This window comes from uncultured Bifidobacterium sp., from assembly GCF_959020145.1.
GTDB lineage: Bacteria > Actinomycetota > Actinomycetes > Actinomycetales > Bifidobacteriaceae > Bifidobacterium.
The window spans coordinates 70,716-95,087 of the sequence record NZ_CAUEQY010000004.1 but is presented as its reverse complement, the minus strand read 5'-3'; the positions used below and the strand labels follow the sequence as shown (position 1 = coordinate 95,087).

The 24,372-nt window shown below is 57.0% G+C and carries 20 protein-coding genes; 17 read left to right on the top strand and 3 right to left on the bottom strand.

Annotated elements, in window-relative coordinates; translation table 11 throughout:
* Positions 1-58 precede the first annotated feature (58 nt).
* From Q5H33_RS02750 to Q5H33_RS02740, 3 genes are all read right to left on the bottom strand, one after another.
* On the bottom strand, positions 59-1,840 hold the full coding sequence (locus Q5H33_RS02750; RefSeq protein WP_271718551.1) for a hypothetical protein: 1,782 nt from the start codon (positions 1,838-1,840) through the stop codon (positions 59-61).
* Positions 1,841-2,001: 161 nt separating this feature from the next.
* The gene (locus tag Q5H33_RS02745; RefSeq protein WP_302422895.1) at positions 2,002-3,804 is read right to left on the bottom strand and encodes a type IV pilus twitching motility protein PilT; all 1,803 of its coding nucleotides are present in this window, start codon (positions 3,802-3,804) and stop codon (positions 2,002-2,004) included.
* A 139-nt stretch (positions 3,805-3,943) separates the two neighbouring features.
* Positions 3,944-5,701 carry a GspE/PulE family protein gene (locus tag Q5H33_RS02740; protein ID WP_223895171.1) on the bottom strand — a complete coding sequence of 586 codons (1,758 nt, stop codon included), beginning with the start codon at positions 5,699-5,701 and terminating at the stop codon, positions 3,944-3,946.
* A 312-nt stretch (positions 5,702-6,013) separates the two neighbouring features.
* On the opposite strand from Q5H33_RS02740, the gene Q5H33_RS02735 reads away from it, so the two are divergent.
* The 17 genes from Q5H33_RS02735 (at position 6,014) to Q5H33_RS02655 (ending at position 24,335) form a co-directional block, all read left to right on the top strand.
* Positions 6,014-6,793, top strand: a complete 780-nt coding sequence (locus tag Q5H33_RS02735; RefSeq protein ID WP_302422891.1) for a prepilin-type N-terminal cleavage/methylation domain-containing protein — start codon at positions 6,014-6,016, stop codon at positions 6,791-6,793.
* 16 nt (positions 6,794-6,809) lie between these two features.
* Positions 6,810-7,481 carry a type II secretion system protein gene (locus Q5H33_RS02730; RefSeq protein WP_070122491.1) on the top strand — a complete coding sequence of 224 codons (672 nt, stop codon included), beginning with the start codon at positions 6,810-6,812 and terminating at the stop codon, positions 7,479-7,481.
* Positions 7,482-7,978: 497 nt separating this feature from the next.
* Positions 7,979-8,440 (top strand): type IV pilin protein, encoded by a 462-nt coding sequence (locus Q5H33_RS02725; RefSeq protein WP_270836458.1) that lies wholly within the window; start codon positions 7,979-7,981, stop codon positions 8,438-8,440.
* Positions 8,441-8,545: 105 nt separating this feature from the next.
* Complete coding sequence (locus Q5H33_RS02720; protein WP_302422885.1) at positions 8,546-9,826, top strand: type II secretion system F family protein; 1,281 nt, start codon at positions 8,546-8,548, stop codon at positions 9,824-9,826.
* Between the two features lie 51 nt (positions 9,827-9,877).
* Entirely contained in the window at positions 9,878-12,295 is a 2,418-nt protein-coding gene (locus Q5H33_RS02715; protein ID WP_270291789.1) for a hypothetical protein, read from the top strand.
* Between the two features lie 5 nt (positions 12,296-12,300).
* On the top strand, positions 12,301-13,125 hold the full coding sequence (locus tag Q5H33_RS02710; protein ID WP_270291790.1) for an A24 family peptidase: 825 nt from the start codon (positions 12,301-12,303) through the stop codon (positions 13,123-13,125).
* A gap of 39 nt (positions 13,126-13,164) precedes the next feature.
* Complete coding sequence (gene pilM, locus Q5H33_RS02705) at positions 13,165-14,214, top strand: type IV pilus assembly protein PilM (protein ID WP_039775485.1); 1,050 nt, start codon at positions 13,165-13,167, stop codon at positions 14,212-14,214.
* A complete protein-coding gene (locus Q5H33_RS02700; RefSeq protein ID WP_259327698.1) occupies positions 14,211-15,197 on the top strand; it encodes a hypothetical protein in 987 nt (328 codons plus the stop codon). The genes pilM and Q5H33_RS02700 overlap by 4 nt, the downstream gene beginning before the upstream one ends.
* A gap of 15 nt (positions 15,198-15,212) precedes the next feature.
* Entirely contained in the window at positions 15,213-15,824 is a 612-nt protein-coding gene (pilO, locus tag Q5H33_RS02695; protein WP_003810858.1) for a type 4a pilus biogenesis protein PilO, read from the top strand.
* Positions 15,825-16,074: 250 nt separating this feature from the next.
* Complete coding sequence (locus Q5H33_RS02690) at positions 16,075-17,550, top strand: glycine--tRNA ligase (protein WP_302422872.1); 1,476 nt, start codon at positions 16,075-16,077, stop codon at positions 17,548-17,550.
* 41 nt (positions 17,551-17,591) lie between these two features.
* The gene (gene dusB, locus Q5H33_RS02685) at positions 17,592-18,821 is read left to right on the top strand and encodes a tRNA dihydrouridine synthase DusB (protein WP_003810853.1); all 1,230 of its coding nucleotides are present in this window, start codon (positions 17,592-17,594) and stop codon (positions 18,819-18,821) included.
* A gap of 176 nt (positions 18,822-18,997) precedes the next feature.
* Positions 18,998-20,230 (top strand): cell division protein FtsZ, encoded by a 1,233-nt coding sequence (ftsZ, locus tag Q5H33_RS02680; protein WP_035010599.1) that lies wholly within the window; start codon positions 18,998-19,000, stop codon positions 20,228-20,230.
* A 30-nt stretch (positions 20,231-20,260) separates the two neighbouring features.
* A complete protein-coding gene (locus tag Q5H33_RS02675) occupies positions 20,261-20,743 on the top strand; it encodes a cell division protein SepF (RefSeq protein ID WP_011743470.1) in 483 nt (160 codons plus the stop codon).
* A 91-nt stretch (positions 20,744-20,834) separates the two neighbouring features.
* Positions 20,835-21,116 (top strand): YggT family protein, encoded by a 282-nt coding sequence (locus tag Q5H33_RS02670; protein ID WP_011743469.1) that lies wholly within the window; start codon positions 20,835-20,837, stop codon positions 21,114-21,116.
* 109 nt (positions 21,117-21,225) lie between these two features.
* Positions 21,226-22,824: a DivIVA domain-containing protein gene (locus Q5H33_RS02665; RefSeq protein WP_055308823.1), complete on the top strand. Its 1,599-nt coding sequence runs from the start codon at positions 21,226-21,228 to the stop codon at positions 22,822-22,824.
* A gap of 21 nt (positions 22,825-22,845) precedes the next feature.
* Positions 22,846-23,409: a signal peptidase II gene (gene lspA, locus Q5H33_RS02660; RefSeq protein ID WP_011743467.1), complete on the top strand. Its 564-nt coding sequence runs from the start codon at positions 22,846-22,848 to the stop codon at positions 23,407-23,409.
* Complete coding sequence (locus Q5H33_RS02655) at positions 23,406-24,335, top strand: RluA family pseudouridine synthase (protein WP_003810838.1); 930 nt, start codon at positions 23,406-23,408, stop codon at positions 24,333-24,335. Before lspA ends, Q5H33_RS02655 begins: the two co-directional genes overlap by 4 nt.
* The last annotated feature ends 37 nt before the right edge of the window (positions 24,336-24,372 follow it).

The window sequence follows — 24,372 nt, the reverse complement described above, 5'->3', positions numbered from 1 at the left end:
GTTGTGGTACGGCATATTCTCAGACTACCTTGCTCGTGTGATGCACCGATGCTCCCATCTACCGCCGTTTGGCTCCATCCGGCCATGCGATGCCGGTGTCAGGGGAGTGCAGGACGTTCTTGTAGATGTCGTTGCGTACGTAGATTTCCACGGAACCGCGCGATCGCTGGTCTTTCCATGGCGTGACGGTTTCGGCGATGCGTATTTTCGTGTAGTCGTTCCGGTCATAGCCGAGGGCGCTGAAGAAGAACGGCTGATAGATGGTGTCGTAGAATTCGGGTTCGCCCCATGATCTCCAGGTTTCGATGTCTTGTTTGCCGGCATAGGGGTCTATGCACCATTCCCAAGAGATGTAGCTGCGCCCTTTGTAGGCATTGGACATGAGCGTACGCTTGAAGTACGGGTCGGCGGTGACCAGTGTTCCGCTCACCCATGATGTGTAGTCGATGCAATCCTTGCCATTGGCGCAGTAGCCGCCTTGCTTGATTCGTGCTTTGACATCCGGGGACGCATTCGTGGAATTGATGCGAGTCCAGCCAGCCATCCAACGGTATTGCTCCAGATGATTGGTCTTGATGAACGAGGCCACCGTCCGGGATGAGGAATACTCGTATCGTATGTCGCATATGCTGGCGTTGATCGTCCAATACACGCTGATTAGCATGGCACCTAAAGCGAGGGCCTTCAGCATGATGAGATAGTTGCGCGCTTTCTTCACCCCAAGCTTGCCGGCGAATTGGTCGGCCATGGTGGCGCACCAGGCCGGCCAATCATCCACGCCGATACGTCGTTCGTCGCAGTCAATCGCGAGCACCGCGATGAAGAATCCCAGCAGGATGCCCAGATGGTGCATAGAGAAATGCTGCGCGAACACCAAGCACATCACTGTGTACGAGCTCAGCAGCAGCATTGCGTTGTGCCGTCGTCGGCTGATGTGGATGAGCGGGGCCCACATGAGGCATGACACGGTTCCCGTGTACAGCAGTGTCGGTGATAGGCCGATGAATACCAGATTCGTGTCCGACACCGTCGAGGTGAATAATGCTTCGGCCGGCAGCAGCAGCCAGGAATTGCAGATTTGTATCCATAGTGGTGCCGGCTGTGTCATGCCGGAGATGTCGAAATTGCCGGAATACACGTCTTTTGCGGGCATCACGTCGATCAGTATGGCCATCGCCGCCGCGAGCAGCGCCAGCAGCGCGATGAACCGTCGCCGGTTACGTATCAACGAGTGTTCCTGCCAGACGAACCGCACTACCCAATTCGCCGCGAACATGCCGGCGATTACCAGTCCATATGAACTGGTCAGGCACAGCAGCATCATGCTGAGCGCTTCGCGCCATGGTTTCTCGTCGCGGGTTTTCCAGTTGATAGCCACCAGCAGCATGGCGGCGACCATCAGCGCATAGGGGCGCGACGTGACGCCGTACTGATAGCACAGGAAATAGGAGAACGGCAGGATGACTTTGAATGGTTCCGGCAGTTTGGTTTTGAATTCCAACAGCCAGATCATGAGTGTGGCGCATGCCAGATTGATGCTTTTCAGACCGATCTCGTAGGGTACGCCGAGTTTTGCGGGTGCGGCGAGCATCATCCACCACAGAGGCGGATGCCCCTCATAGTGTGGACGTTCCAGAATCATCTCCCGCCAGGAGCAGTCGCGCGCGATGAGCCAGGCTTGTGCCTCGTCGAACCATGGTTCGTGGAAGCACATCACTGTGGCCACCACGATGACGTACGCCGCGAGCACGATGCAGTGCAGACGATGCGGCGAGAGCCAATGCCGGATTGCGTCGCATCGTGTTCTGTTGTCTGTGGCTGCTACTGTTGCAGAACTCATGTTTCCTGTTTCCCGTTGCGTTCGAAATACGAGCGATTGCTGCGTGACTTTGCGATTATTGCGTGGCCGCGCATGGACCATGGCGGTTCCGTCATATTCCATGTTGCGGAACCGCCATTGGATGCATGGGCACACCATCGCGCCAGCTGTGCCGGCCATCCTTAGAACGACTTGCGCGCGCCGCAGAGCTTCTCGAACTCCTCGCGTACCTGCACCTTCACCAGCGCGTCCTCGAATGTGATCACGCCCTTGTTCACCAGTCGCGCCAGATCCTGATCGAGCGTGTGCATGCCTTCCTTCTCGCCGGACTGTAGCACGGTGCGAATCTGATGCGCCTTGCCACTGCGGATCAGTGAGGAAACGGCCGGAGTGTTGATCATCACTTCAGTGGCTGGTGCACGGCCATGGCCGGTAGCGCGCGGAATCAGTGTCTGTACGATCACGGCACGCAAGGTGGAAGCTACCTGCACGCGAATCTGCTGCTGCTGGTTTTCCGGATACACGTCGATGAGACGGTCCACGGTGGAGCCGGCGTCCTGAGTATGAAGGGTTGCGAACACCAAGTGGCCGGTTTCCACTGCGGTCAGTGCGGTGGAAATGGTTTCCAAGTCTCGAAGCTCACCGACTTCGATAATGTCCGGATCCTCACGCAGCGCACGTTTCAGCGCTTCCGCGAAGCTTTTCGTATCAGTGCCCACTTCTCGCTGGCTCATCACGCAACGCTTATGCTGATGCACGAATTCGATCGGGTCTTCGATGGTGATGATATGGTCGGCACGTTCCGCATTCGCCTTGTCCACGATTGCGGCCAGTGTGGTCGACTTACCGGAACCGGTCGGGCCGCATACAAGCACCAGACCACGCGGCAACAGCGCAAGGTCGGCGATACGCGGGTCAATTCCCAGTTCCTGCGCGGTTTTGATTTCCGTGGGAATGGTACGCAACGCGGCGCATACGCCCATACGGTCGCGGTATACGTTCACACGGAAGCGCAACAGGTCGCCAATGGCGAAGGAGATATCAAGTTCCAGATCATCTTTGAAACGTTCCATCTCTAATTCGTTGGTCATGACTTTCACTGCTTCGTACGTGTGATCCTTCGTCCACACGCTCAATCCCTTGGCGGGGCGCAGCTTGCCATCCACGCGCAGCATTGGCGGGTCGTTGATTACCAAGTGCAAATCGGACGCATTGAGCTCAACCAGCTGGCGGATGGCCGACACGAATTCGTCGTCCGCGTCCGGATGTTCGGTGCGCAGCGTCTGTTCGACCTGCTCGGCCTTGATCTTACGTTCTTCCGGAACGGCATCCTCGTCGGCGTCGTTGGTTTCAGGCACTACGAAATCCGCGAATGGCCTGGTCTGCGGCTGGGGCTGACTCATCTGCTGTTGCTGTGGCTGCGGCCTTTGGAAAGCTGCGTCCTGCGGAATGTGAGTGATGGTCGGAGGCATCTGCTGCGCTGCGGTTTCGGTGATGTCGGCCTGTCGCTTAGCGAATGGTGTGGCACCCGGTACGAAGGACGGTGGATTGCTGTCGATCTGCTGGATCGGCCCATGCTCCTCATATGCGGGATTTTGCTGGGTCGCGTCAGTGTCCTCATCAAACTGCAGGCTGCCGGTACCGACTGGTTGACGGTCGATTGTTGTTGGAAAAACATGCGCTTCCTGCGATTGTTGTATGGCTTGCGTAGTCTGTTGTTGAGCAACAGACTGTTCGGATGGTTGAGACTGTGAAACTGGCTGCGGGTCGGGAATTTGCACATCCTGCTGGCTTACAGTCGGCATTGAATTAAGCGAAGCGAAAATGCCCTTAAGGCTTTCATCATCTGCCTGAATCGCATTGTCGGAAGACCAATGACGTCCCTTGCGGGGATCCTCATTGAACGATGGAGTGTTGTTGGGAATGGTCACGCCTTTGAGACCGGAAAGATATCCGCCATTGTTCCACGTTTGCTCGATGGTCATCATTGTCCTTTTAATAGGTGGGTTGCTGTCTGAAAATGTCGGTCGTGCCGGCGCTTCGACGCGCCGACGCAACCGAACGTTTTATAGGTGTTTTATAAGTGCGGAGAGGTGCATAGGTGCATGTAACGTCAGGTGGAACCTACACCGTCACGCGAAGCACTTCCTCCACGGAGGTAATGCCTTGAAGCGCCTTCTGCCAACCGTCCTTACGAAGTGTGGTCATGCCTTGCTCCTTCGCCGCCTTGTCAATATCAATCGACGTGGCGCCACGGGCTATAAGATCCTCCATTGTTGAATCCACGCCCATGACCTGCTGGATGGCCACACGGCCGCTATAGCCGGTGTTGGCGCATTCTCGGCATCCTACCGGACGCCATATCGTCGGAAGAGGGGTATCTGGCATGTGTGGAACACCCAACGTCCGAAGCTCCGCCTCGGTGGCAGTATCCTGACGCTTGCACTTCTTGCACAGGCGGCGAGCCAGTCGCTGAGCCATCACCGCAGCAAGCGACGAGCTCAATAGGAACGGCTCCACACCCATTTCCGTCAAACGTGTCACTGCGCTTGGCGCATCATTGGTGTGCAGGGTGGAAAGCACCAAATGGCCGGTCAACGAAGCCTCAATAGCAATGTTGGCGGTCTCCTGATCTCGAATCTCGCCGATGAGCACCACATCAGGGTCTGCACGAAGGATCGAACGCAGAGCCGCGGCGAACGTCATACCGGCCTTGTTGTTCACCTGAACCTGATTGATGCCTCTCATACGGAATTCCACCGGGTCCTCAACCGTAATGATGTTGATTTCCGGACGGGCCACATCACCCAACGTGGCATACAACGTGGTCGACTTACCCGAACCGGTAGGACCGGTGACCAACACCAGACCATACGGACGGTTGTACGCCTTGGAGAACACGTCGAAATTACGTTGGCTGAAATTCAAATCCTCCACCTTGAGATTGCCCGAAGGCGTGCTCAGGATTCGCATAACAATCTTCTCGCCCCATACCGTCGGCAGTGCGGCCACACGAAGATCCACCTTCTGACCATTGTGCTTGACGGTGATACGACCATCCTGCGGCTTACGGCGCTCGCCGATATCCATATCGGACATGACCTTGATGCGGCTGATCACACCTTGGGTCATGGCTTTCGGCGCCTTTTGGAACACGTGCAGCACACCGTCGATACGGTAGCGCACGAGCAGACCGTCTTCCTGCGGTTCGATGTGGATATCGGAGCAGTGGTCGTCGATGGCCTGGTTGATGAGCAGGCTGACGAAGCGTGCCACAGGGGAGGCGTCCTCGCCGCTGTCGGATTCGAGGTCCACTTCCTTCTTGGCGGTCGCCGCGATTTCGTGCGACAGCTCGGTCAGCTCCGCGTTGGCGCGCAGGTACCGGTTGATGGCGTCCTTCACCTGAGAAGGCATCGCCACCATGGGAATGACCGGCATGCCGGTGCTGGCGGACACGTCGTCGATGGCGGCGAAGTTTTTCGGGTTGGCCATGGCCACGGTGATGCGTCCGTTGACAATGGACAATGGCAGCAGCTGGTTGCGACGGCACAGGTCGTCCGGCACCATGCTGATGACTTCTTTGTCTACTTGGTATTCGTTGAGGTCTACGAACGGTAGGCTCATGCCTTGAGCTAGCGCCATGGCATATTCGCGTTCGGTGTTTTCGTCCATGCCTTCGGTGGATGTGGGCATGGCGGGAAAGTCGCTAGTGGCGTCGCTGGGTGCAGCGGCATGGCGTGGCTGGCTCGGCGTGAAAATCTGGTTGATTTCTCCTGTGACCGGGGAATTCAAATCCATGCGCTGTGAGAAATCGCTCGGCGTGTCGTCGTTTCGATTGCGCTTGAGGAAAGGGAAACGGCTTCCCGAACCGGCGTCGCTCATAATGACCTCCTGGACCATGCGCCGGAACGCACGGTATGACTTATGGCCCTTTGCGAACACAGGTGTTTGCGGGCCTGAGAATGTTCAGTTGTTCATGGTCATGTGAGCTAACGATTGCAGTGTTGTGCACTACTACTCGCATAGTTTAGCGGCTTTGTGACTGAAACGCCAATTGTCATGTGGTGTTTGGAAGGGTGTGAAAACGTTGGCAGGGAATCGTGATACAGTACAGATATTCATGCACCGCCTTTTCTGCGGTGATTTTTCCTGTTGCCTCCGATGATGGGGTGATACTGCATGAAGGAGCTGCTCATGGAGCACACCTGGCGTAGGGCGGTAAATGATGCCGCGACAGGGCTTGCAATACATAACGTCAAACGATTGCCGAAACGTGGCGAGTCGGGTTTCACATTGGTTGAGGTATTGGTGGCGATTGTGGTGCTGAGCATCACAGGTCTTGCCGCCGCACAGTTCGCGATTACTGCGATTCGTACTTCTTATGCCCAGCAGCAGCGTTCAGCAGCCATTGCTTTGGGTAGTGATGGTATCGAACGTATGCGCGCACAGATAGCGGATCATACTTCTGCGCCATCCTCCTATTACACGGATTTGCTGCCTGGCATGGGTGTGGATGATGTGAAGAAAGCGCATGCGAATCTCACGGCAGTGGGGGCCATCACCTCGCAATTCTCGGATTTGGAGGCTACGGCCACTCCGGATGCTGATACGGGCAAGTACATTCAGCCGGTGCGCACTACCACGGGCAAAGACGCCAAACATACTACATATACGGTGAACACCGTGATTGAGAAGTGCTATCGGGAAAGCGGCACCATGGATTGTAGAACCGCTTCGGAACTGGGTATTGACGGGCATGCGTCCATTAGCGGTCTTGACGGTACTCCTGACGCCTCGCTGCGATCCAGCATCCTGAGTCAGGACAACATTCCTACTAAGGGATTCACCTTTATGGCGAAAACGTATATGCCGATGGTACGCGTGGTGGTAGGCGTCACCTGGTCGGACAATATTGACGCAGACAAAACGGCCGTGTATACCACCAATGAACTGTTGAATGTGATCGGGGCCTGAAGGAGCGGGACGGCTTATGGAAGAGAAGAACTCTGGATTCAGTCTGAATCGCCGATTATTACGTGCGCTCCGTAGGCGTGCTCGTGGGGAAGGCGGCGTTACCTTGGTGGAGATGATGGTTTCATTGTTTATTTTTGCCATTGTTTCCACCATGTTCACGGTGTCGATCGTGCAATATTTGCATTCCGCCACAGCCGATGCTATCCGCACCAGATCGGCTACGGAAATAGCTACATCGGTGCAGGCTCTGGACCGATATGTTCGCAATGCCGAAGGTGTGGAAGAGGCTGCCAGCGGTGACAGGTTGACTTTGGTGACCACTGATGCCGATGGGATTCGGCAATGCGCTGTGATTGAGTACACAGAGGCCACGTGGTCCGGCGGGCGAGTTGATGATTATGGTTCCGTCGTGGTGAAAACCAGACCATACGCAACCGGTGCGGGGGGAGCGTGGAGCGAGCATGCGGTGTTGACGGCGGTGATGAACAACAGTACCGCTTCAACGTCCGATGATTCGCTGTTCAAAAACAAACTGTTCAGCATGGATGGCGGTACGCGCGTGGTGCGGTATTCGCCGGTGACGGGTTCGTATGTGGGTGGCAAGCCGGTCACCTCGAACACATTGACATCGTTTACAGCTCGCAATGTGGGTTCGAGTGCTTCGGTCGACTTCAGTCAATGTCGTTGAATGACGGTGTCTGTAAGGGCTCTCCCTTGTGGGGGAGCCCTTTTTCTATACTTTCAAATACCCCCGACATGCCCGGGGGAAAATGGTTTTTTGATGAATTTTCGTCAAAAAATGCTGAAAATATTTTCTGAAACACTATTGAAAATATAACTATTCCAGGGCAAACGTTTCAGACGAAGAGGTACACCGGTAGACTGACGGACTCAACGCATGTTACGGAATCGGATGGTGGTGATTGTGTGAAGAGGGGTTATGCAATCGTATTGAAAAAGTTTGATTCGGGGTTGTGATGAAAACGGTGGATGAAACATCATTGGTGCGATTGGTGCACTGCATCTGGTACTGCAAACGATGTCAATACGACTACGCTGAGAGTTGTTGGTTATGTGAGCCAGCCACCCCCACAAGGGGAAATAACGCAAAGAAGAATCGCTGTGGACCATCCGAAGTTGGACGGTCCCACGGTATGTCCTTCCAATTGGAAAGAAGGGTTCATTATGAAGAGCGTACGTAACGCACTCAACCGCCGTGCCAAGGGCGAAAAGGGCTTCACCCTCGTCGAACTGCTCGTGGTCGTCATCATCATCGGCATCCTATCTGCCGTGGCAGTCCCGATTTACCTGAATCAGCGCAAGTCCGCTTGGAATTCCAGCGTTCAGTCCGATGTCAAGAACGCTAGTCTTGCTATTGAAACTGCAATGACTGCCAATAATGGTGATCTTACAGCGGTTATTGGCACGAAGGATATTACATGTGATAATGCAGCGGGCGGTGTGGACTGCAAAACTACTAATGGTGACAAGATTACCGTCACTAAAGGAGACAAGCTTGTGATTCATCAGGCTGGTGATAACTACACCATTACCGGCACTAATGAACAGCACAAGACTGATACAAAGACTTATGTGTATGATTCTCAATCTGGAACTATTGAGGAACAGGCTGTTAATAAGAAATGATTGGTAGCAATCGCCTGAACTGAATGTCGGGGACACCGTCCGTCCCCGACATTCGCATATCAATCGCACGTCACCATTCATCATCGACATTCACCCGGGGGAACCATGGCCGGCAATGACGCACAAGTGCAATTCCAACAGAACGGCGGCACACGCAAATGGCGCTACAAAGGCGTCTCGTTCGACGGCCAGCGTAAAGAGAAAGGCGTGGTCGAAGCGCAGACGCGCGACCAAGCCATCGAACGCATTAAAAAACTCGGACTGTATCCGACCGATCTGACCGACACAGCTGCCGGCACCGGTCTCAACACTGAAATCAACATCAAAGCGTTCGAGAAATATCCAAGCAAAAAAGACTTCGCAGTAACGGCACGGCAGCTCGCCACCATGGTGGCGGCGGGCGTCTCGCTGATCCGAGCCTTGAACATCGTCACCGAACAAATCGAGAACGTGAAACTCCGTAAGGCGGTGCAGGCCTGCGTGGCGCAAGTGGAAGGCGGCTCGTCCTTCTCCGAAGCCATGGAGGCGGATCCCGATTCCCTGTTCCCGCCGATCATGGTCAATATGGTTCGTGCCGGCGAGACCGGCGGTTTTCTAGACAAATCGCTGCTCACTGTGGCGGACAGCTTCGAATCGGATGTGAGACTCCAAGGGCAGATCAAAAGCGCCATGGCCTATCCGGTCGTGGTGTTGGGCATCGCCCTGATCTTGGTGATGGTGATGCTGCTCACCATCGTGCCAATGTTCGCCAGCATGTACGATTCCATGAATGCCCAGTTGCCGTTCGTGACCCAGATCCTGGTGGACCTCGGCAAAGTGATGCCCTACGTGCTTCCGGTGCTGATTGTGGCCGTCGTGGCGCTGGCCATGTTCTGGAAGCGCAACCGTAACAAAGACATCATCCGCACCTGGTGGGATCCGTTCACACTCAAGGCACCGGTGTTCGGCAAGCTGGACACCAACGTGGCCCTGGCCCGCTTTTGCAATAATTTCTCTTCCATGCTCGCTTCCGGTGTGCCGATTCTCCAGGCACTTGATATCGTCGGATCGACTTCGGGCAACTATGTGATTGATTCGTCTTCGAAGCGTGTGGGCCGTTTGGTGGAACGTGGCTACCGTCTGGCCGACAGCATGAGCACCGAAAAGATCTTCCCGAACATGCTGGTGCAGATGGTGGCCATTGGCGAGGACTCCGGCGCCATCGACAAAATGCTGTCCAGTGCGGGCCGAGCGTATGACGAAGAGGCCCAATCCATGGCCAAACAGCTCACCTCGTTGCTGGAACCACTGATGATTCTGTTCCTCGGCGTGGTGGTCGGCTTCATGGTGGTGGCATTGTATATGCCGATGTTCTCCATGTTCGACGCCATCAATGGTCAGGCCTGACCTGATATCCGAGTACCCGAGCGAAACATACCTTTATATATAGGAGCAAGCATGAAACAGACCGGATTGTGGTCCAGACTCAACCGCAGGTACCGTGCGGCATTACGCGAACGCATGGGGGAGCACGGCGCCGCCATGATGCTGGCCATTCTGTTCGTGATGGTGGTGCTCACCACATCCGCTCTGGTCATGACTACCCTGCTTGCCCAGGCGATTCCTTACAAGAACAATAAGGAAAACTCCCAAGCCAACTATGCGGCCGAATCCGGCCTTGAAGTCGGCTTGAGCTATATCAATGAGACTCTGGCGAAGTTGCAAGGTTCTACGAGTCTTGATGATTTGCAGAAGGTGTTGCCTGCTGTTGATGCTGATATGAACGACAGTTCCAAGGATGGTGAATTTGTCAAATATGATGGCGCATCCGTATTGTTGAATCATGTTGCTTTGAATAAGACGGTAAAAACATCGGATACGGCTTCATATACGCCGGATGACCTGTCCTATCGTGTGCGCATCAATTTCTATGACAACAATCCGGATGACGCATCGGCGGAGATGATCAACTCCCCCTCCGATCTGAAAAGCCTCCAGTACGCCGAAGTCGTGGCCACGGGCTTCATCAACCGCTATAAGGATGGCCGTACGGCGGGCAACGCCCAAAAACCGCAGGCCATGAAACGCGCTATATGCAAGATCGAAGCCAAAACGGACTCCACCACCACGAACCATTCCAGCACCCTGGGCGTCGGTGGCCGCATGGGCATGGGTTTTTATGCCGCGGCGCCCTACAACAGGCTCGATTCGCAGTTCGTATGGGTACCCGTGGATTATGATGGCGTGTCCATCGGATCCGATCCAACCGGCGAAGTTAAATTCTCCGGCACGGTGGATTCCGGACACACCAATACCAGCCAGCTGTCCGATGGCACTGCGACGTTGAATCCAGTGAACCGCACCTGCATGCTGGCCACCACCATTCCGGTTACCAACGAGAAGAAAAGCATTGCCGAGAACCTCGATTTAAGCAAATCGCCTCAAGCCGGTTCTGGGCTGGTGGTACTGCCCGCCGCATACAACGCGGGAGGTGACACCTACCAATATACTGAGGAATGCCGTGCTGACGGTGCGTACTCCTCATTGAACACGTGGGTGTACTACAAGGACAATTCCATCCGTCTGGCCTCGAATATGGGATTGTGCGTCACCGGCGTGAGCATCGATGACACCGACGGCAAGACTCCGGCCACCCTGCAGCCATGCGGCACATCATACGGAGTCCACTTCCAGGGCGATTATTATACGGATCCGAATAAGGTTGCGCAGCAGACGGAGAAGAACGACCCGAACAGTCTGCTCAACAAATACCAGAAATGGAACTTCTACAACGGGTTCATCAACGCCGGATACTGGAACGAGCTGACGGGCGATGTCAGTGCGCAAGCAGCGTCATATGATTCCGCTCTGCCTGAAAGCAAGGGATATGCCGTAGCCGGCGTGCAGAGCGGCAAAAAGACCAAGTTCCAACGTCTGGAAGTCACCCATTACGGCGGTAGCCCACAAGACAGTGGCGATCCGCATTTTGCGGGCGGCAATATCAAAGCCACCCCCTACAGTCAGGCGTATATGGTGTCGCAATGGACCTATAACTTCAGCGATTCCTACTTTTCGAACGGTGCCGACATGCAGGATGCCACCGCATCCTTCAGCCAAGCAGGCGAAGCGGGATACGGCACCAATCAGATGGTGAACTCCGCATCCGGATTCTGCATGGTGATGGACGGCAACGACGTATACGCCGACACCTGCGACGTGCATAGTGCGGACTTCGACGCGAAATGCTACCAGAAGACGATCATGGGGCAAGGCAGCGATTTCATCTCGACCTCTCACTGTTCGACCGCCGACAAGGAGAACTTCAACTTCACATCCGACCGCGTCTCCTATACCGAAGATGCCAGCGCCGATGGCACTGGCATCGACACCACCATAGCCCTGCACGACACCAACGGCAACGCGAAGTACCTGCATGTTTCCGGCAGTAAGGTGTCGTTGACCGATAATCCAAGTGACGCCACAAAGTTCCGCCGATACAACGAGCACAACACCTCGAAAGCGGTGAGTTACGGCGGCAAGACGCAGTATCCATGGGCTGGCACTTTCCAAACCAGCGAAGGCATGTGCCTGACGGAAATCTATCCGGGAGACTATGTGGAAAGCAATGGGAAGAAAGACCGTCAATACAATCGCTCAGACGGTCATTCCATGCTGAAAATGGTTTCATGCGGAACCGATCGTGACGTGCGTGGGCGACTGGTGAAATCGCAGGCATGGAACGCTTCAGTGAATTATGGTGATGCCGGATCGGCCGGTAGCATTACTTGGACAACGACAACGACCACCGTATCTATCCCTACCAGTACCTATTTCTCAGCGGTTGTGGACTCCACCGTCACATCCAGAAAGTGGTGAACGGCATGGATATAGTGAATGATGTTCCTACCGTGGTGATACTGCTGGTGGCCTCGCTGATCATCGGCTGTATTTTCGGATCTTTCCTGAATGTAGTGATATGGCGTGTGCCGAACCACATAAGCATCACCAATCCGAAACGTAGCTTTTGTCCGAAATGCGAAGCGCCAATCGCTTGGTATGACAATATTCCCATCTTTTCCTGGTTGGCGCTCGGCGCGAAATGCCGACACTGCAAAGAACCGATTGCCGCACGATATCCGCTGGTCGAATCGCTTGGCGGACTGTCCTTCCTTGCCGTAACCGCAGGTGGACTGTTCGACGCATACCCGTTATGGGCACTACCCGTGCTGTACGTGTTCGCATGCGTGTCCATCGTCATAGCGTTCATCGACTTGGACCACCATCTCATCCTCAACGTAGTGCTACTGCCGACGCTTATCGCAACGGTGTTGCTGCTGGTTGTGGCATCGTTTGGCATAGGGGAGTGGAATCGTCTTGGTCGCGGAGCGCTCTGCGCGCTGATTCTCTTCGTGTTCTATTTCGTACTCTCACTCATCTGGAAAGGTGGTATGGGAGACGGCGACATCAAACTCGCGTTCATTCTCGGATTGCTGCTTGGCTGGCTTGGCTGGCCGCAATTCATCATTGGATCGTTCGCCGCGTTCTTCATCGGCGGTGCCATCAGCTTGGTATTGCTGGCCAGCAAAAAGGTCGACCTTCATGGAGGCATCCCCTTTGGGCCATCCATGCTGCTCGGCGCATGGCTTGGCATTTTCGCCGGCGTACCAATCGCCACACTATACCTGCAACTCACCGGACTTGCGTAACGCATCCGCATACAAGACCCATATATATAAGGAGAGACCATGAGAGCAATAACGGCGCTGTCGATTGCGAGCGACGCCATACGAGCGGCGGTCATAGCCGACCCCTATACGGATTCGCCGACCATCAAACACTTCCAGGCGCTTCCGCTGCCCGTTGGAGCTGTGGTGGATGGCGAAGTGGTGGACGCCGAAGTGGTCACCGGTCTACTGAAAACGTTGGTGCAACGCTTCAAGTTCCCGCGTGAGAACACCATACTCGTTTATTCGAGCCGTCGTATGGTGTTCCGTGAGGCGGACTTCCCCTACATGTCCCTAGCTGATTTACGCTCAACCCTGCCATTCCAGGCCAAAGGCATGATTCCATTGCCCATTGAGGAATCCGAACTTGACTTCGTGCCGTTGTCTGTAGTGGATGACGAGCAGAACGGCAAGCAGCTTCATGGCATTCTCGTAGCCACTCTGCGCGGTGGTCTGGAAAAAACTGCGTATACCGCAGAAGAAGCGGGTTTCGTGATCACCTCCATCGACGCCGGTCCGTTCGCGTTGGCCCGCCTGTTCAGCGACACCAACCAGGCGCAGACCGAAGCGGTGGTCAACATCAACGGCAACTGCACCGACGTGATCGTGCTCAATAACGGAAAACCCGCCTATATGCGCGTCGTGCCGTCCGGTGCCGACGACGTGTCCGACGCCATCGCCAATGCGCTGAGCATCTCCTTCGAAGACGCGGAACGCATCAAAAACCAGATTGGTCTGCAAAATGTGACCGGTGACGAACGTCTCGAAAAAGCCGAGGAAGTCATTCGTGAAACCACGGCGCAGCTCATCGTCGGTATTCGCAATACGTTGAACATGTACGACGTCGACCATGCGGACAGCACCATCAGCGGCATCATCCTCACCGGTACGGGTGCGCGACTTATCGGTCTGCCCCCAGTGTTGGCAAGCTCCATCAACAAGATGGTGCGCATTGGCGATCCGTTCATCCGCTTCAAGCTGTCCAAGGAAGTCGAACGTCAGAACATTGTGGCGCACGCGGTCGATTTAGGCGGGGTGCTGGGACTGGTCATCGGAAAGAAGCCGAGGTGAGTGTGATTATGAAACTTGATATGAAATCCAAGAAAAACAAGGCCAACTCCCACCGTGGACGTGGCAAGGAAGTCGCCTATCCGGACACTTCGGACGGTCAGAAGGGCACCCTGCTATCCATGAACGTCTCCGATATCAGCAATGCGTTGAAAGCGGGCGGTATCGGCAAGCGTAGCACCGCGCCGGAAAACCCAGCCGACTGGACCATGCGCGCTAACCTGATTCCGCGTTCCATCGTCGGATTGAATCGCGATCGAGCCATCAAATACCTGTTAACGTATGTGCTGATCGGCGTGCTCATTGTATCTTTGGTGGTCAGCGTGTTCATGTTCGCCCAATCCACATGGGCGGACCATCGTGTGGAAGTGGCTCAACAGAAGACCATTTCCCTGCAAAAGGAGAAAGCGCAGTTCAAGGATGTCGAAGACACGTTGAATTCGCTGGACGATGCGCAGAAGGCGAAGATTGCCATGCTGTATGACGAAATGGACTGGATGAAGGTCGCCGATTCGCTGAACAGCTCGCTTCCGGAAGGCGGCCAGTATACGAATCTGGAACTCAAAAGCTTCCAGATCGCTTCATCGAACAATTCGTCCTCATCCTCCGACAATACGTCCACTGTGTGGTCTGGTAACGGCGTGATTTCCGCGGACTTCACCATCGAATCGCCGAATTTCTACTCGGCCAAGGACTTTATCAACAATTTCGCCTCGATCCCCACGTACAAGACGGGTTATGTGAGCTCTATTACCAAGAATGACAGTGAAGGTGGCACCACCTACACGTATACCGGAACGATTTCACTGGTGATGGACGGCAACACCACTTCGCGAAGCGACAACTCAGCAGGCGCGACCCAGGCCAACCGTGATTTGCTCGCCAAGCTGCGCGCAAGCCTCGACAAGGCTGCGTCCGGACAGTCTGATGCTTCTGCCAACCAGTCGACTGACACCTCATCCGATGCCAGCGGATCGTCCAACTGATAAGCAGGAGGAAACATGAACAAGCATAAAATCGCATGGATCGCACTGGCCGTCGGCATCGTAGTGGTGCTGATGTTGACATGGCTCGTGGGTGTATCTCCGCGTCTCACGCATATCAAGGAAGCCGACGCGCAGACTGCGCAGATCGAAGAAAGCAACAAGAAAACGCGTGACCAGATTGAAACGCTGCGTATGGCGAGCGAGACGATCGGCCTGCAGAAGGATCGTTTGCGTCAGCTGCAGCGCCAGATTCCTGACGGCTATAACCAAAACGAATTCATCGATTCGTTGAATGCCGCTGCTGATGGTGCGGGCGTCTCCATCCAGTCTGTGACCTTCGATGAGGCCACCACCGCTGAAGTGCCGTCCGAAATGCAGGGAACCATCAAAGCCGGCCGGCTTGTGCAGGTTCCGGTGAGCATTACTGCGAATGGCAGCTATGATGCAATGCGTGGCTTCGTTCAGGCCGTGCAGGGCATCAACCGTATTGCCGTTCCTGAAGATGTGACGTACACCCTTGATAAGGGCGGCGACGCCACCAAGAACAACGTGACCATCAATTGTAAAATCTGGTCGCTGCTGCTTAACAATGACACCGTCGAAGACGAGAACGTTACCAAGCAGTGACAAACAATACATAAAGAACGATTCTCTCCTTATCCATTACATGGGGCCTTCCGCATTCGCGGGAAGCCCCTTATGTATCTTCACATATTCTTATGTGTTTTCATTCGGTTCTTGCATCAATTTGCCGTTCATCCCCATCGGAAATCACGTAACTTGCCATGCCGTGAAACTGTCAGGCAAAACTGTCAGCATGTGACGGTAGGCTTTGCGCTTGTAAAGACCCCAAACCATTCAATCCAGAAGGTGCATTGTGGCTGTATCCAAACTCGATGAAGTCGTATCCCTTGCCAAGCGTCGTGGCTTTGTTTTTCCCGCCGGTGAAATCTACGGCGGAACCCGTTCCGCATGGGATTACGGTCCGCTCGGCGTGGCGCTGAAGGACAATATCAAGCGCGAATGGTGGCGCTCCATGGTCGTCACCCGTGGCGACGTGGTGGGCGTGGACACCTCCATCATCCTGCCGACCCCCGTGTGGGTGGCTTCCGGCCACGTGGCCGTCTTCAACGATCCGCTGGTCGAGTGCCTCAACTGCCATAAGCGCCAGCGTTCCGACAAGCTTGAGGAATCCTACGCCGAGAAGCATGGAGACAAGCTGCCGGAGAACGGCATGGCCGACATCGTGTGCCCCGACTGCGGCACCCGCGGCAAGTGGACCGAACCGCGCGACTTCAACATGATGCTGCGCACCCACCTCGGCCCGGTCGAGGACGAGAACTCCCTGCACTACCTGCGTCCGGAAACCGCGCAGGGCATCTTCGTGGACTTCAAGAACGTGATGACTTCTTCGCGTTCCAAGCCGCCGTTCGGCATCGCCAACATGGGCAAGTCCTTCCGTAACGAGATCACCCCGGGCAACTTCATCTTCCGTACCCGTGAGTTCGAGCAGATGGAAATGGAATTCTTCGTCAAGCCCGGCGAGGACGAAGCCTGGCACCAGTACTGGATCGACGCCCGTACCCAGTGGTACCTCGACCTCGGCGTCAAGCCGGAGAACCTGCGCCACTACGAGCATCCGAAGGAGAAGCTGGCCCACTATTCGAAGCGCACCGTCGACATCGAATACAAGTTCGGCTTCCAGGGCTCCGATTGGGGCGAGCTCGAAGGCATCGCCAACCGTACCGACTTCGACCTGTCCGCGCACGCGGAGCACTCCGGCGAGGACCTGAGCTACTTCAACCAGGCCACCGGCGAAAAGTACGTGCCGTACGTCATTGAGCCGGCCGCCGGCCTGACCCGTTCCCTCATGTGCTTCCTCGTCGACGCCTACGACGTTGACGAGGCTCCGAACACCAAGGGCGGTGTGGACAAGCGCACCGTCCTGCACCTCGACCCGCGTCTGGCTCCGGTCAAGGCCGCCGTGCTGCCGTTGAGCAAGAAGCCCGATCTGCAGAACGTGGCGCAGAAGCTCGCCGCCGACCTGCGCCAGAACGAGTGGATGATCGACTACGACGAGGCCGGCGCGATCGGCCGTCGTTACCGTCGTGAAGACGAGATCGGCACTCCGCTGTGCGTCACCGTCGACTTCGACACCCTCGACGACCAGGCCGTCACCATCCGTGAACGCGATACCATGCAGCAGGAGCGCGTCAGCCTCGACAAGGTGGCCGACTACATCGCCGAGCGTATCGGCGAGAAGCGCGTCAGCGTGCCGCAGATGCCGGTCGAAATGGGCGGCGAGGCTTGGCCTGAGTCCGTCAAGATCGCCGAAGCCGGTGGCCTGTACTGATCGCCCCGAATCGGTCATATCGAACGGAACAAGTCTGACCTATGCCAGATAGCATTGTGAATGCCTACGAGGAATCCGACGTGCTCGACCCGCGTACCGACGCGGAACGGCCGTCGGTTCCTCCCGTTATAAAGCCCGTTGATTTGGGTCCGGTGCACGTCGAAACGCCGGTGGTGCTTTCGCCTATGGCGGGCGTCACCAACTGGCCGTTCCGCGTGATCTGCGAAAGCTACGGTCCCGACGGTCTGTACGTGGCGGAAATGATCACCGCGCGCGCATTGGTGGCCCGCAATCCGAAAGCCCTGCGCCTATGCCGTTTCGCACCCAGCGAGAAGATTCGCTCGCTGCAGCTGTACGGCGTCAATCCCTCGATTGTGGAGCAGGCCGCGAAAATCGTCATCGACGAGAACATGGCCGACCATGTCGACCTCAACTTCGGCTGCCCGGTGCCCAAGGTGACGCGTCGTGGCGGCGGATCCGCGCTGCCATGGAAGACGGACCTGTTCCGTGAGATCATCCAACGCGTGGTCAAGGTGTGCGACGCGGCCAACGTGCCGGTCACGGCCAAAATCCGCGTCGGCATCGACCATGAACACGAGACGTTCCTCGAAGCCGGGCACATCGCGCAGGAGGAAGGCTGCAAGGCCGTCACCCTGCACGCGCGCACCACCGCCGAATATTACGGTGGGCATTCCGATTGGTCCCGCATCGGCGAGCTGGTTTCCGAGCTTGATATTCCCGTCTTCGGCAACGGGGATATTTGGGGTGCCAACGACGCGTTGGCGATGGTCGCCGAAACCGGTTGCGCGGGTGTTGCGATCGGCCGCGGCTGCCAAGGCCGTCCATGGTTGTTCGCCGACATCAAGAACGCGTTCGCCGGCAGTGACGAGCGCGTCGACCCCACGCTGGGCGACGTGTGCCGCGTGATCGAACGGCATGCCGAACTGCTGACCGAATTCTATGATGGCGACGAGCGGATGGCCGTGCATGACCTGCGCAAGCACGTCGCGTGGTATCTGAAGGGCTTCCCCGTGGGCGGTTCCACACGCCGTGCGTTCATGGAATGTGAAAATCTTGAGGATGTCCGGCGCGAGATAGGCAGACTCGACCCGAACATTCGGTTCCCAGAACGCATCGCCGACAAGCCAAGGGGGCGCGTGCGCTTCGCCAAAAAGGTGCATCTGCCTTACGGATGGTTGGAATCCCGGGAAACCACGCACGAGGAGCGTGAGGCGCTGTTCGGGGATGACCCGATGGATGCCAGCTACTAAAGCCCGTCACGCATGTTCGAAGAGCCGTGTACAAATGACTGAAGGGGTCAACGCAGGCAGAATGAACATGCTGACAGCAAAAAAGTGAAAAAACGGTGGTACACGCCTGGAAAAGTGCGCGTATCATCGGCGCGATTGCGATAGAGTTGTTCATATACGTGAGTGAACAGGAGACAATGGTGAGCGAGATTGCCCAGACTGACAATTTCAACGACAAGACCAACATCAAGGTCGTCGGTGTCGGTGGAGCCGGAGGCAACGCTGTCAATCGCATGATTGCGGAGGGTCTTCAAAGCGTCGAATTTATTGCGATCAACACTGATGCAAAGGATCTGCTGCGATCCGACGCCGATGTCAAGATCTCGCTGAACGATGCCTCCAGCCGTGGTCTGGGCGCTGGCGCCGACCCGGAAAAGGGTGCCAAGGCGGCGCAGGATCACCAGTCCGACATCGAAGAGGCGCTTAAGGGCTCCGACATGGTGTTCGTCACCTGCGGTGAGGGCGGTGGCACCGGAACCGGCGCCAGCCCGATCGTGGCACGTGCGGCCCACCAGCAGGGCGCGCTGACCATCGCCGTGGTGACCCGTCCGTTCAGCTTCGAAGGTCCGCAGCGTTCCGCTTCCGCCGCGCTCGGCATCGAGAACCTGCGCAAGGAAGTCGACGCGCTGATCGTCATTCCGAACGACCGACTGCTGGAACTGTCCGACCGCACCATTGGCATCGTCGACGCGTTCAAGACCGCCGACACCGCACTGCTGGCCGGCGTGCAGGGCATCACCGACCTGATTACCTCGAATTCGTACATCCACGTTGATTTCAACGATGTCAACGCGATTCTGCGTGGTGCCGGCACCGCGCTGTTCGGCATCGGTTCCGCTCGGGGAGAGGACCGCGCCACGCAGGCCGCGGAAATCGCCATCAGCTCGCCGCTGCTGGAGGAAAGCATCGAGGGTGCGCATGGCGCACTGATCAACATCGCCGGTCCGACCGACCTGAAGCTGCAGGAAGCCGCAGCCGCGGTCGCGCTGGTGCAGAAGGCCATCCATCCGGAAGCGCAGATCATCTGGGGCCTGTCCCTGGACGACGCCTACGGCGACGAGGTGCGTGTCACCGTCATCGCGGCAGGTTTCGATGCCAATTCTAAGAAGCCCGACCAGCCGGCCGAAGAAAAGCCGGCCGCGGCCAAGGAAAACACGGTACCGCTGTCCGCGTTGTCCGCCGGCGTGCAGGCTCCCGCCCAGCAGCCGCAGCCGGTGCAGACTCCGGCGGTGCCGCAGGTGCAGCCGCTGTCCAGCTACATTCCGTCCACTCCGGACCAGAACGTCGCCTCGTTCGACCAGACCACCGAGCATGAAGTGGTTTCGGCTAACGATCCGGGCGACCTCGATATTCCGGATTTCCTGCGCTAAAGTCAACGCGTAGACGCGAAAGGAACATACATGGCAGGTTTCATGAAGAACGCGATGTCGTACTTGGGAATGTCCGACGTCGCCGAGGGTGAGGATGATTTCGAGGATGACGTCGACACCGGCGAGACCTCGTTCGATTCGGATCATTCCGTCACCCCGATGCCTTCCTCTTCGGCTTCCGCTTCCACGCCGTCCGCTCCGCGTGAGCAGTCCAACCCGTTCCAGGGGGGTAGAGTGAGCCGCATCACCACCATCCATCCGAAGACCTATGACGATGCGCAGATGGTCGGTCGCGCCATTCGTGACGGCATTCCGGTGGTGCTGAACCTGACAGGTGTGGCCGAAGCCGTGGCATACCGCATCGTCGACTTCTCCGCCGGTGTGGTGTTCGGCGTGCGCGGCTCCATCGAACGCGTCACTCCGCGCGTGTTCCTGCTGAGCCCGGCCCAAGTGAACATCAAGGTCGAGGAGCCTGAAGACAAGGGTCCGGCCCACGACCTGTTCGCCGACTGAGCCGTGTAGCACAGAGCAAGCACAAATCAGACGATTATGCCCCCACTGAAAGCGGGGGCATTTTGTTATGCGCGCTTGATACAGTGGCAACGTGATTCTCTCGATAATTGGTAGCGTCGTCCATTTTCTGGTCAACGCCTATATCCTGGTGCTGTTCGTCCGCATGATTCTCGACTGGGTGTTGGCATTGTCGCCGACGTGGCGGCCAAGCGGAATCGTGGCCTCGTTGTTCGACGCCATCTACCAGCTGACGGAGCCGCCGTTAAGGTGGTTGCGGCAGTATATTCGTCCCGTTCCGCTCGGACCGATCTATTTTGACGTCGCGTATCTTGTGCTTTATTTCGTTCTTGTGGTCATTGATTTCCTTATTTAGCACCTCTAAAAAACCGTTTTTCCGCAAAATATCTATGGTTTCGTGCTAGAGTCGAACACTGAAAGCAACAACAGTAAGGCATCAAGCCCAAAGCGAGGTGTAAGGATTTATGGCTCTGTTGACGCCGAAAGATATTAGGGAGCATACTTTCCAGACCGTAAGGTTCAAGGAAGGCTATGACGTCGATGAAGTCGATGACTTCCTCGATCAGGTAACCGAGACGGTGGAAGCCCTTGGCAAGCAGGCAGTTGCCGGCGGACAGGCCACGCAGTCTCTTGGCCCGGATGTCGCAGGACTCAATTCCAAGATTTCCGAGTTGAATGCTCAGATCCAGTCCCTGCAGCAGGAGAACGCGACGCTGAAGTCCGCCTCCGAGCAGGCAGCTGGTGCGGGAGACCAGGCCGCTCAGGCCGCTCAGGCCGCGGCCGCCAAGCTTTCCGAGGCAGAGGAAAGCAATCGTGCGCTGTCTTCCCAGAACGAGCAGCTCAAGGGGCAGATCGATCGTCTGTCCGCGCAGGTCGATCAGCTCACCGCCCAGGCAGCCGAAGCGGCCGGTCAGGCCGACCTTGGCGAGCAGCTTACCGCCGTGCAGCACGAGCGTGACACGTTCCGCGCACAGACCGAGGACCTGTCCCGTCAGCTGGCATCGGCCCAGGAGCAGGTGGTCGTGGCTCAGCGTCAGAAGGAGCAGATCGATCAGCTCACCGCAAAGCTTCAGGAAGCGCAGGACCAGGTCGCTCAGGCCCAGCAGCTCACTCAGGAGCATGCTGCCCAGTCCCAGCAGCAGGATGCCCAGGTGAAGCAGCAGGCCATGCAGATCCAGCAGCTTGTCCAGCAGCTGAAGGATTCCCAGATTCGCGAGGCACAGCTGCGCGAACAGGTCGCCAAGTCCGAGCCGAGCACCGAAACCGGCAGCCTGCAGAAGATCGCAGGTGCCGCGGCAAGCGCCAATACCGAGCCGGAGCGCGCCACCGCCATGCTGACGCTGGCCATGCAGCTGCACGACCAGTACGTCGACAAGGGCAAGGCCAAGGCCAAGGAGATCACCGAGGAAAGCCAGCGCAAGTACGAAGAGATCATCGGCAGCGCCAACGACTACTCCAACCGCACTCGTTCCGAGGCTGACCAGTACTCCACCGACACCCGCGCCAACGCCGACAACTACCTGTCCGGCAAGACCCAGGATGGCGATGCCTATCTGGCACAGAAGCAGCAGGATGGCGATGCGTACCTGAACCAGAAGACCGAGGAGGGCGACGCCTACCTTGCGCAGAAGACCGAGGAAGGCAATGCCTATCTGGCCGGCAAGCAGCAGGATGGCGACGCTTATCTGGAGCAGAAGCAGCAGGAGGGCGACGCCTACTTCGCGCAGAAGCAGGAAGAGGGCGACGGCTACCTGGCTCAGAAGACCCAGGACGCCGACACGTACTTCTCCGACAAGCACACCGAGGCCGACAACTACGAGGCCGAAGTGCAGAAGCGCGCCTTCGACTACGATTCGAAGACCCGTACCGCTGCCGACGACTACGCCCAGCAGGTCCGCGACAACCTCGAGACCCAGACCAAGGTCATCGAAGGCAACATCAAGGGCCTCAAGCAGTTCGAAACCGAATACCGTGCACGACTCACCGACTTCCTCGGCCAGCTCGTCAACCAGGTGTCCGATACGAACAACTACGACCAGGACCCTCAGGACAACAACGACTGAGATTAGCCTGTGTCTGACATCATGAAGAATGATCAAAGACGGCTGCGCGACCGCGTGGCCGTCTTTGCGTGTATTGCGATCGCGGCGATCGCGATTGACCAGCTCACCAAGATGTGGGCTTTGTCCGCATTGGCCGATGGCCGTACCATACGCGTGATTCCCGGCCTGCTTTCGTTGACATTGGTGCGTAATCCAGGCGCCTCGCTCGGCATGGGCTCCGGCATGACGTGGCTGATTTCCCTGCTGGCGATGGCGGCCTGCGTGGCGTTGGTCGTACTTGCCGTCCGCACCATTTCCATGAAATGGACGGTGCTGTTCGCCTTCGCCTTCGCAGGAGCGTTCGGCAACCTCATCGACCGCGTCATCTACGCGGAAGGGTTCCTCAACGGCAAGGTCGTGGATTTCCTGAACTACGGATGGTCCATCGGCAACGTGGCGGACATCTTCCTCATGCTCGCGGGCGTTGCGGCGGTGCTGCTGCTGTTCCTCGGGGAACCGTTCAGCCAAAAGGACCTTGACGAGGCCAACGGCAAGACGCTTGGTGATGATGCGAACGCAACCGACGACGGGGCGAAAGCAGCATGAGCCGTCTCGTACCCGCTCCCGACGCGCTCGTCGGCAAACGATTCGACGTCGCGGTCGCCAAAATGCTTGGCATTTCCCGGGCCAAGGCGGCCGACCTCATCGAAAGCGGACAGGCGCGCGTGCTCGGCAGGGACATTTCCAAATCGTCGACCCTGCAGGCAGGCGAAACCGTAGAATTCGACATCGTCGAGGAACGGTCCGAACCGGAACCGATCGCCCATGACATGGCCGTCGTCTATGAGGACGACGATGTGGTCGTGGTGGACAAGCCGGTCGGCGTCGCCGCGCACGCATCCGTCGGATGGACCGGTCCGACGGTGCTTGGCAGCCTGATCGACAGGGGAGTGCACATCACGTCATATGGCGCGGCAGGTCGTCAAGGCATCGTGTCACGACTCGACGTGGGCACATCGGGACTGATGCTCGTATGCAAGTCCGATCTTGCGTACGTGGAGATGCGCCGGCAGTTCGCCGAACATGAGGTCGTCAAAACATATCACGCACTCGTGCAGGGCAATCTCAAAGAAGACAAAGCCACCATCGAAGCGCCGATCGGACGCGCCAAAGTCTCCGACTTCCGCTTCTGCGTGACACCGGCCGGCAAAGAGGCCATCACGCATTGGGACGTGATGGAACGTTTCGGCGAAGCCACGCTCGTATCCGTGAACCTGGAAACCGGCCGCACCCATCAGATCCGCGTGCATTTCTCATCCATCGGGCATCCGTTGGCGGGGGACGCCATGTACGGCGCGAATCCGCAGCTGAGCGAGGCGCTTGGCCTTGAACGGCAATGGCTGCACGCCATGCAATTGGAATTCCGCCATCCGCGTACGCACGTGTGGACCACGGTGAAATCGCACTATCCCGCCGACCTGCAGCATGCGCTTGACGTGATGCGCGCACGGCACGCCGACCAGTCCCTATAAAAGTGTGGCCGGACGGCCAGAAACGACTCCACGCCGT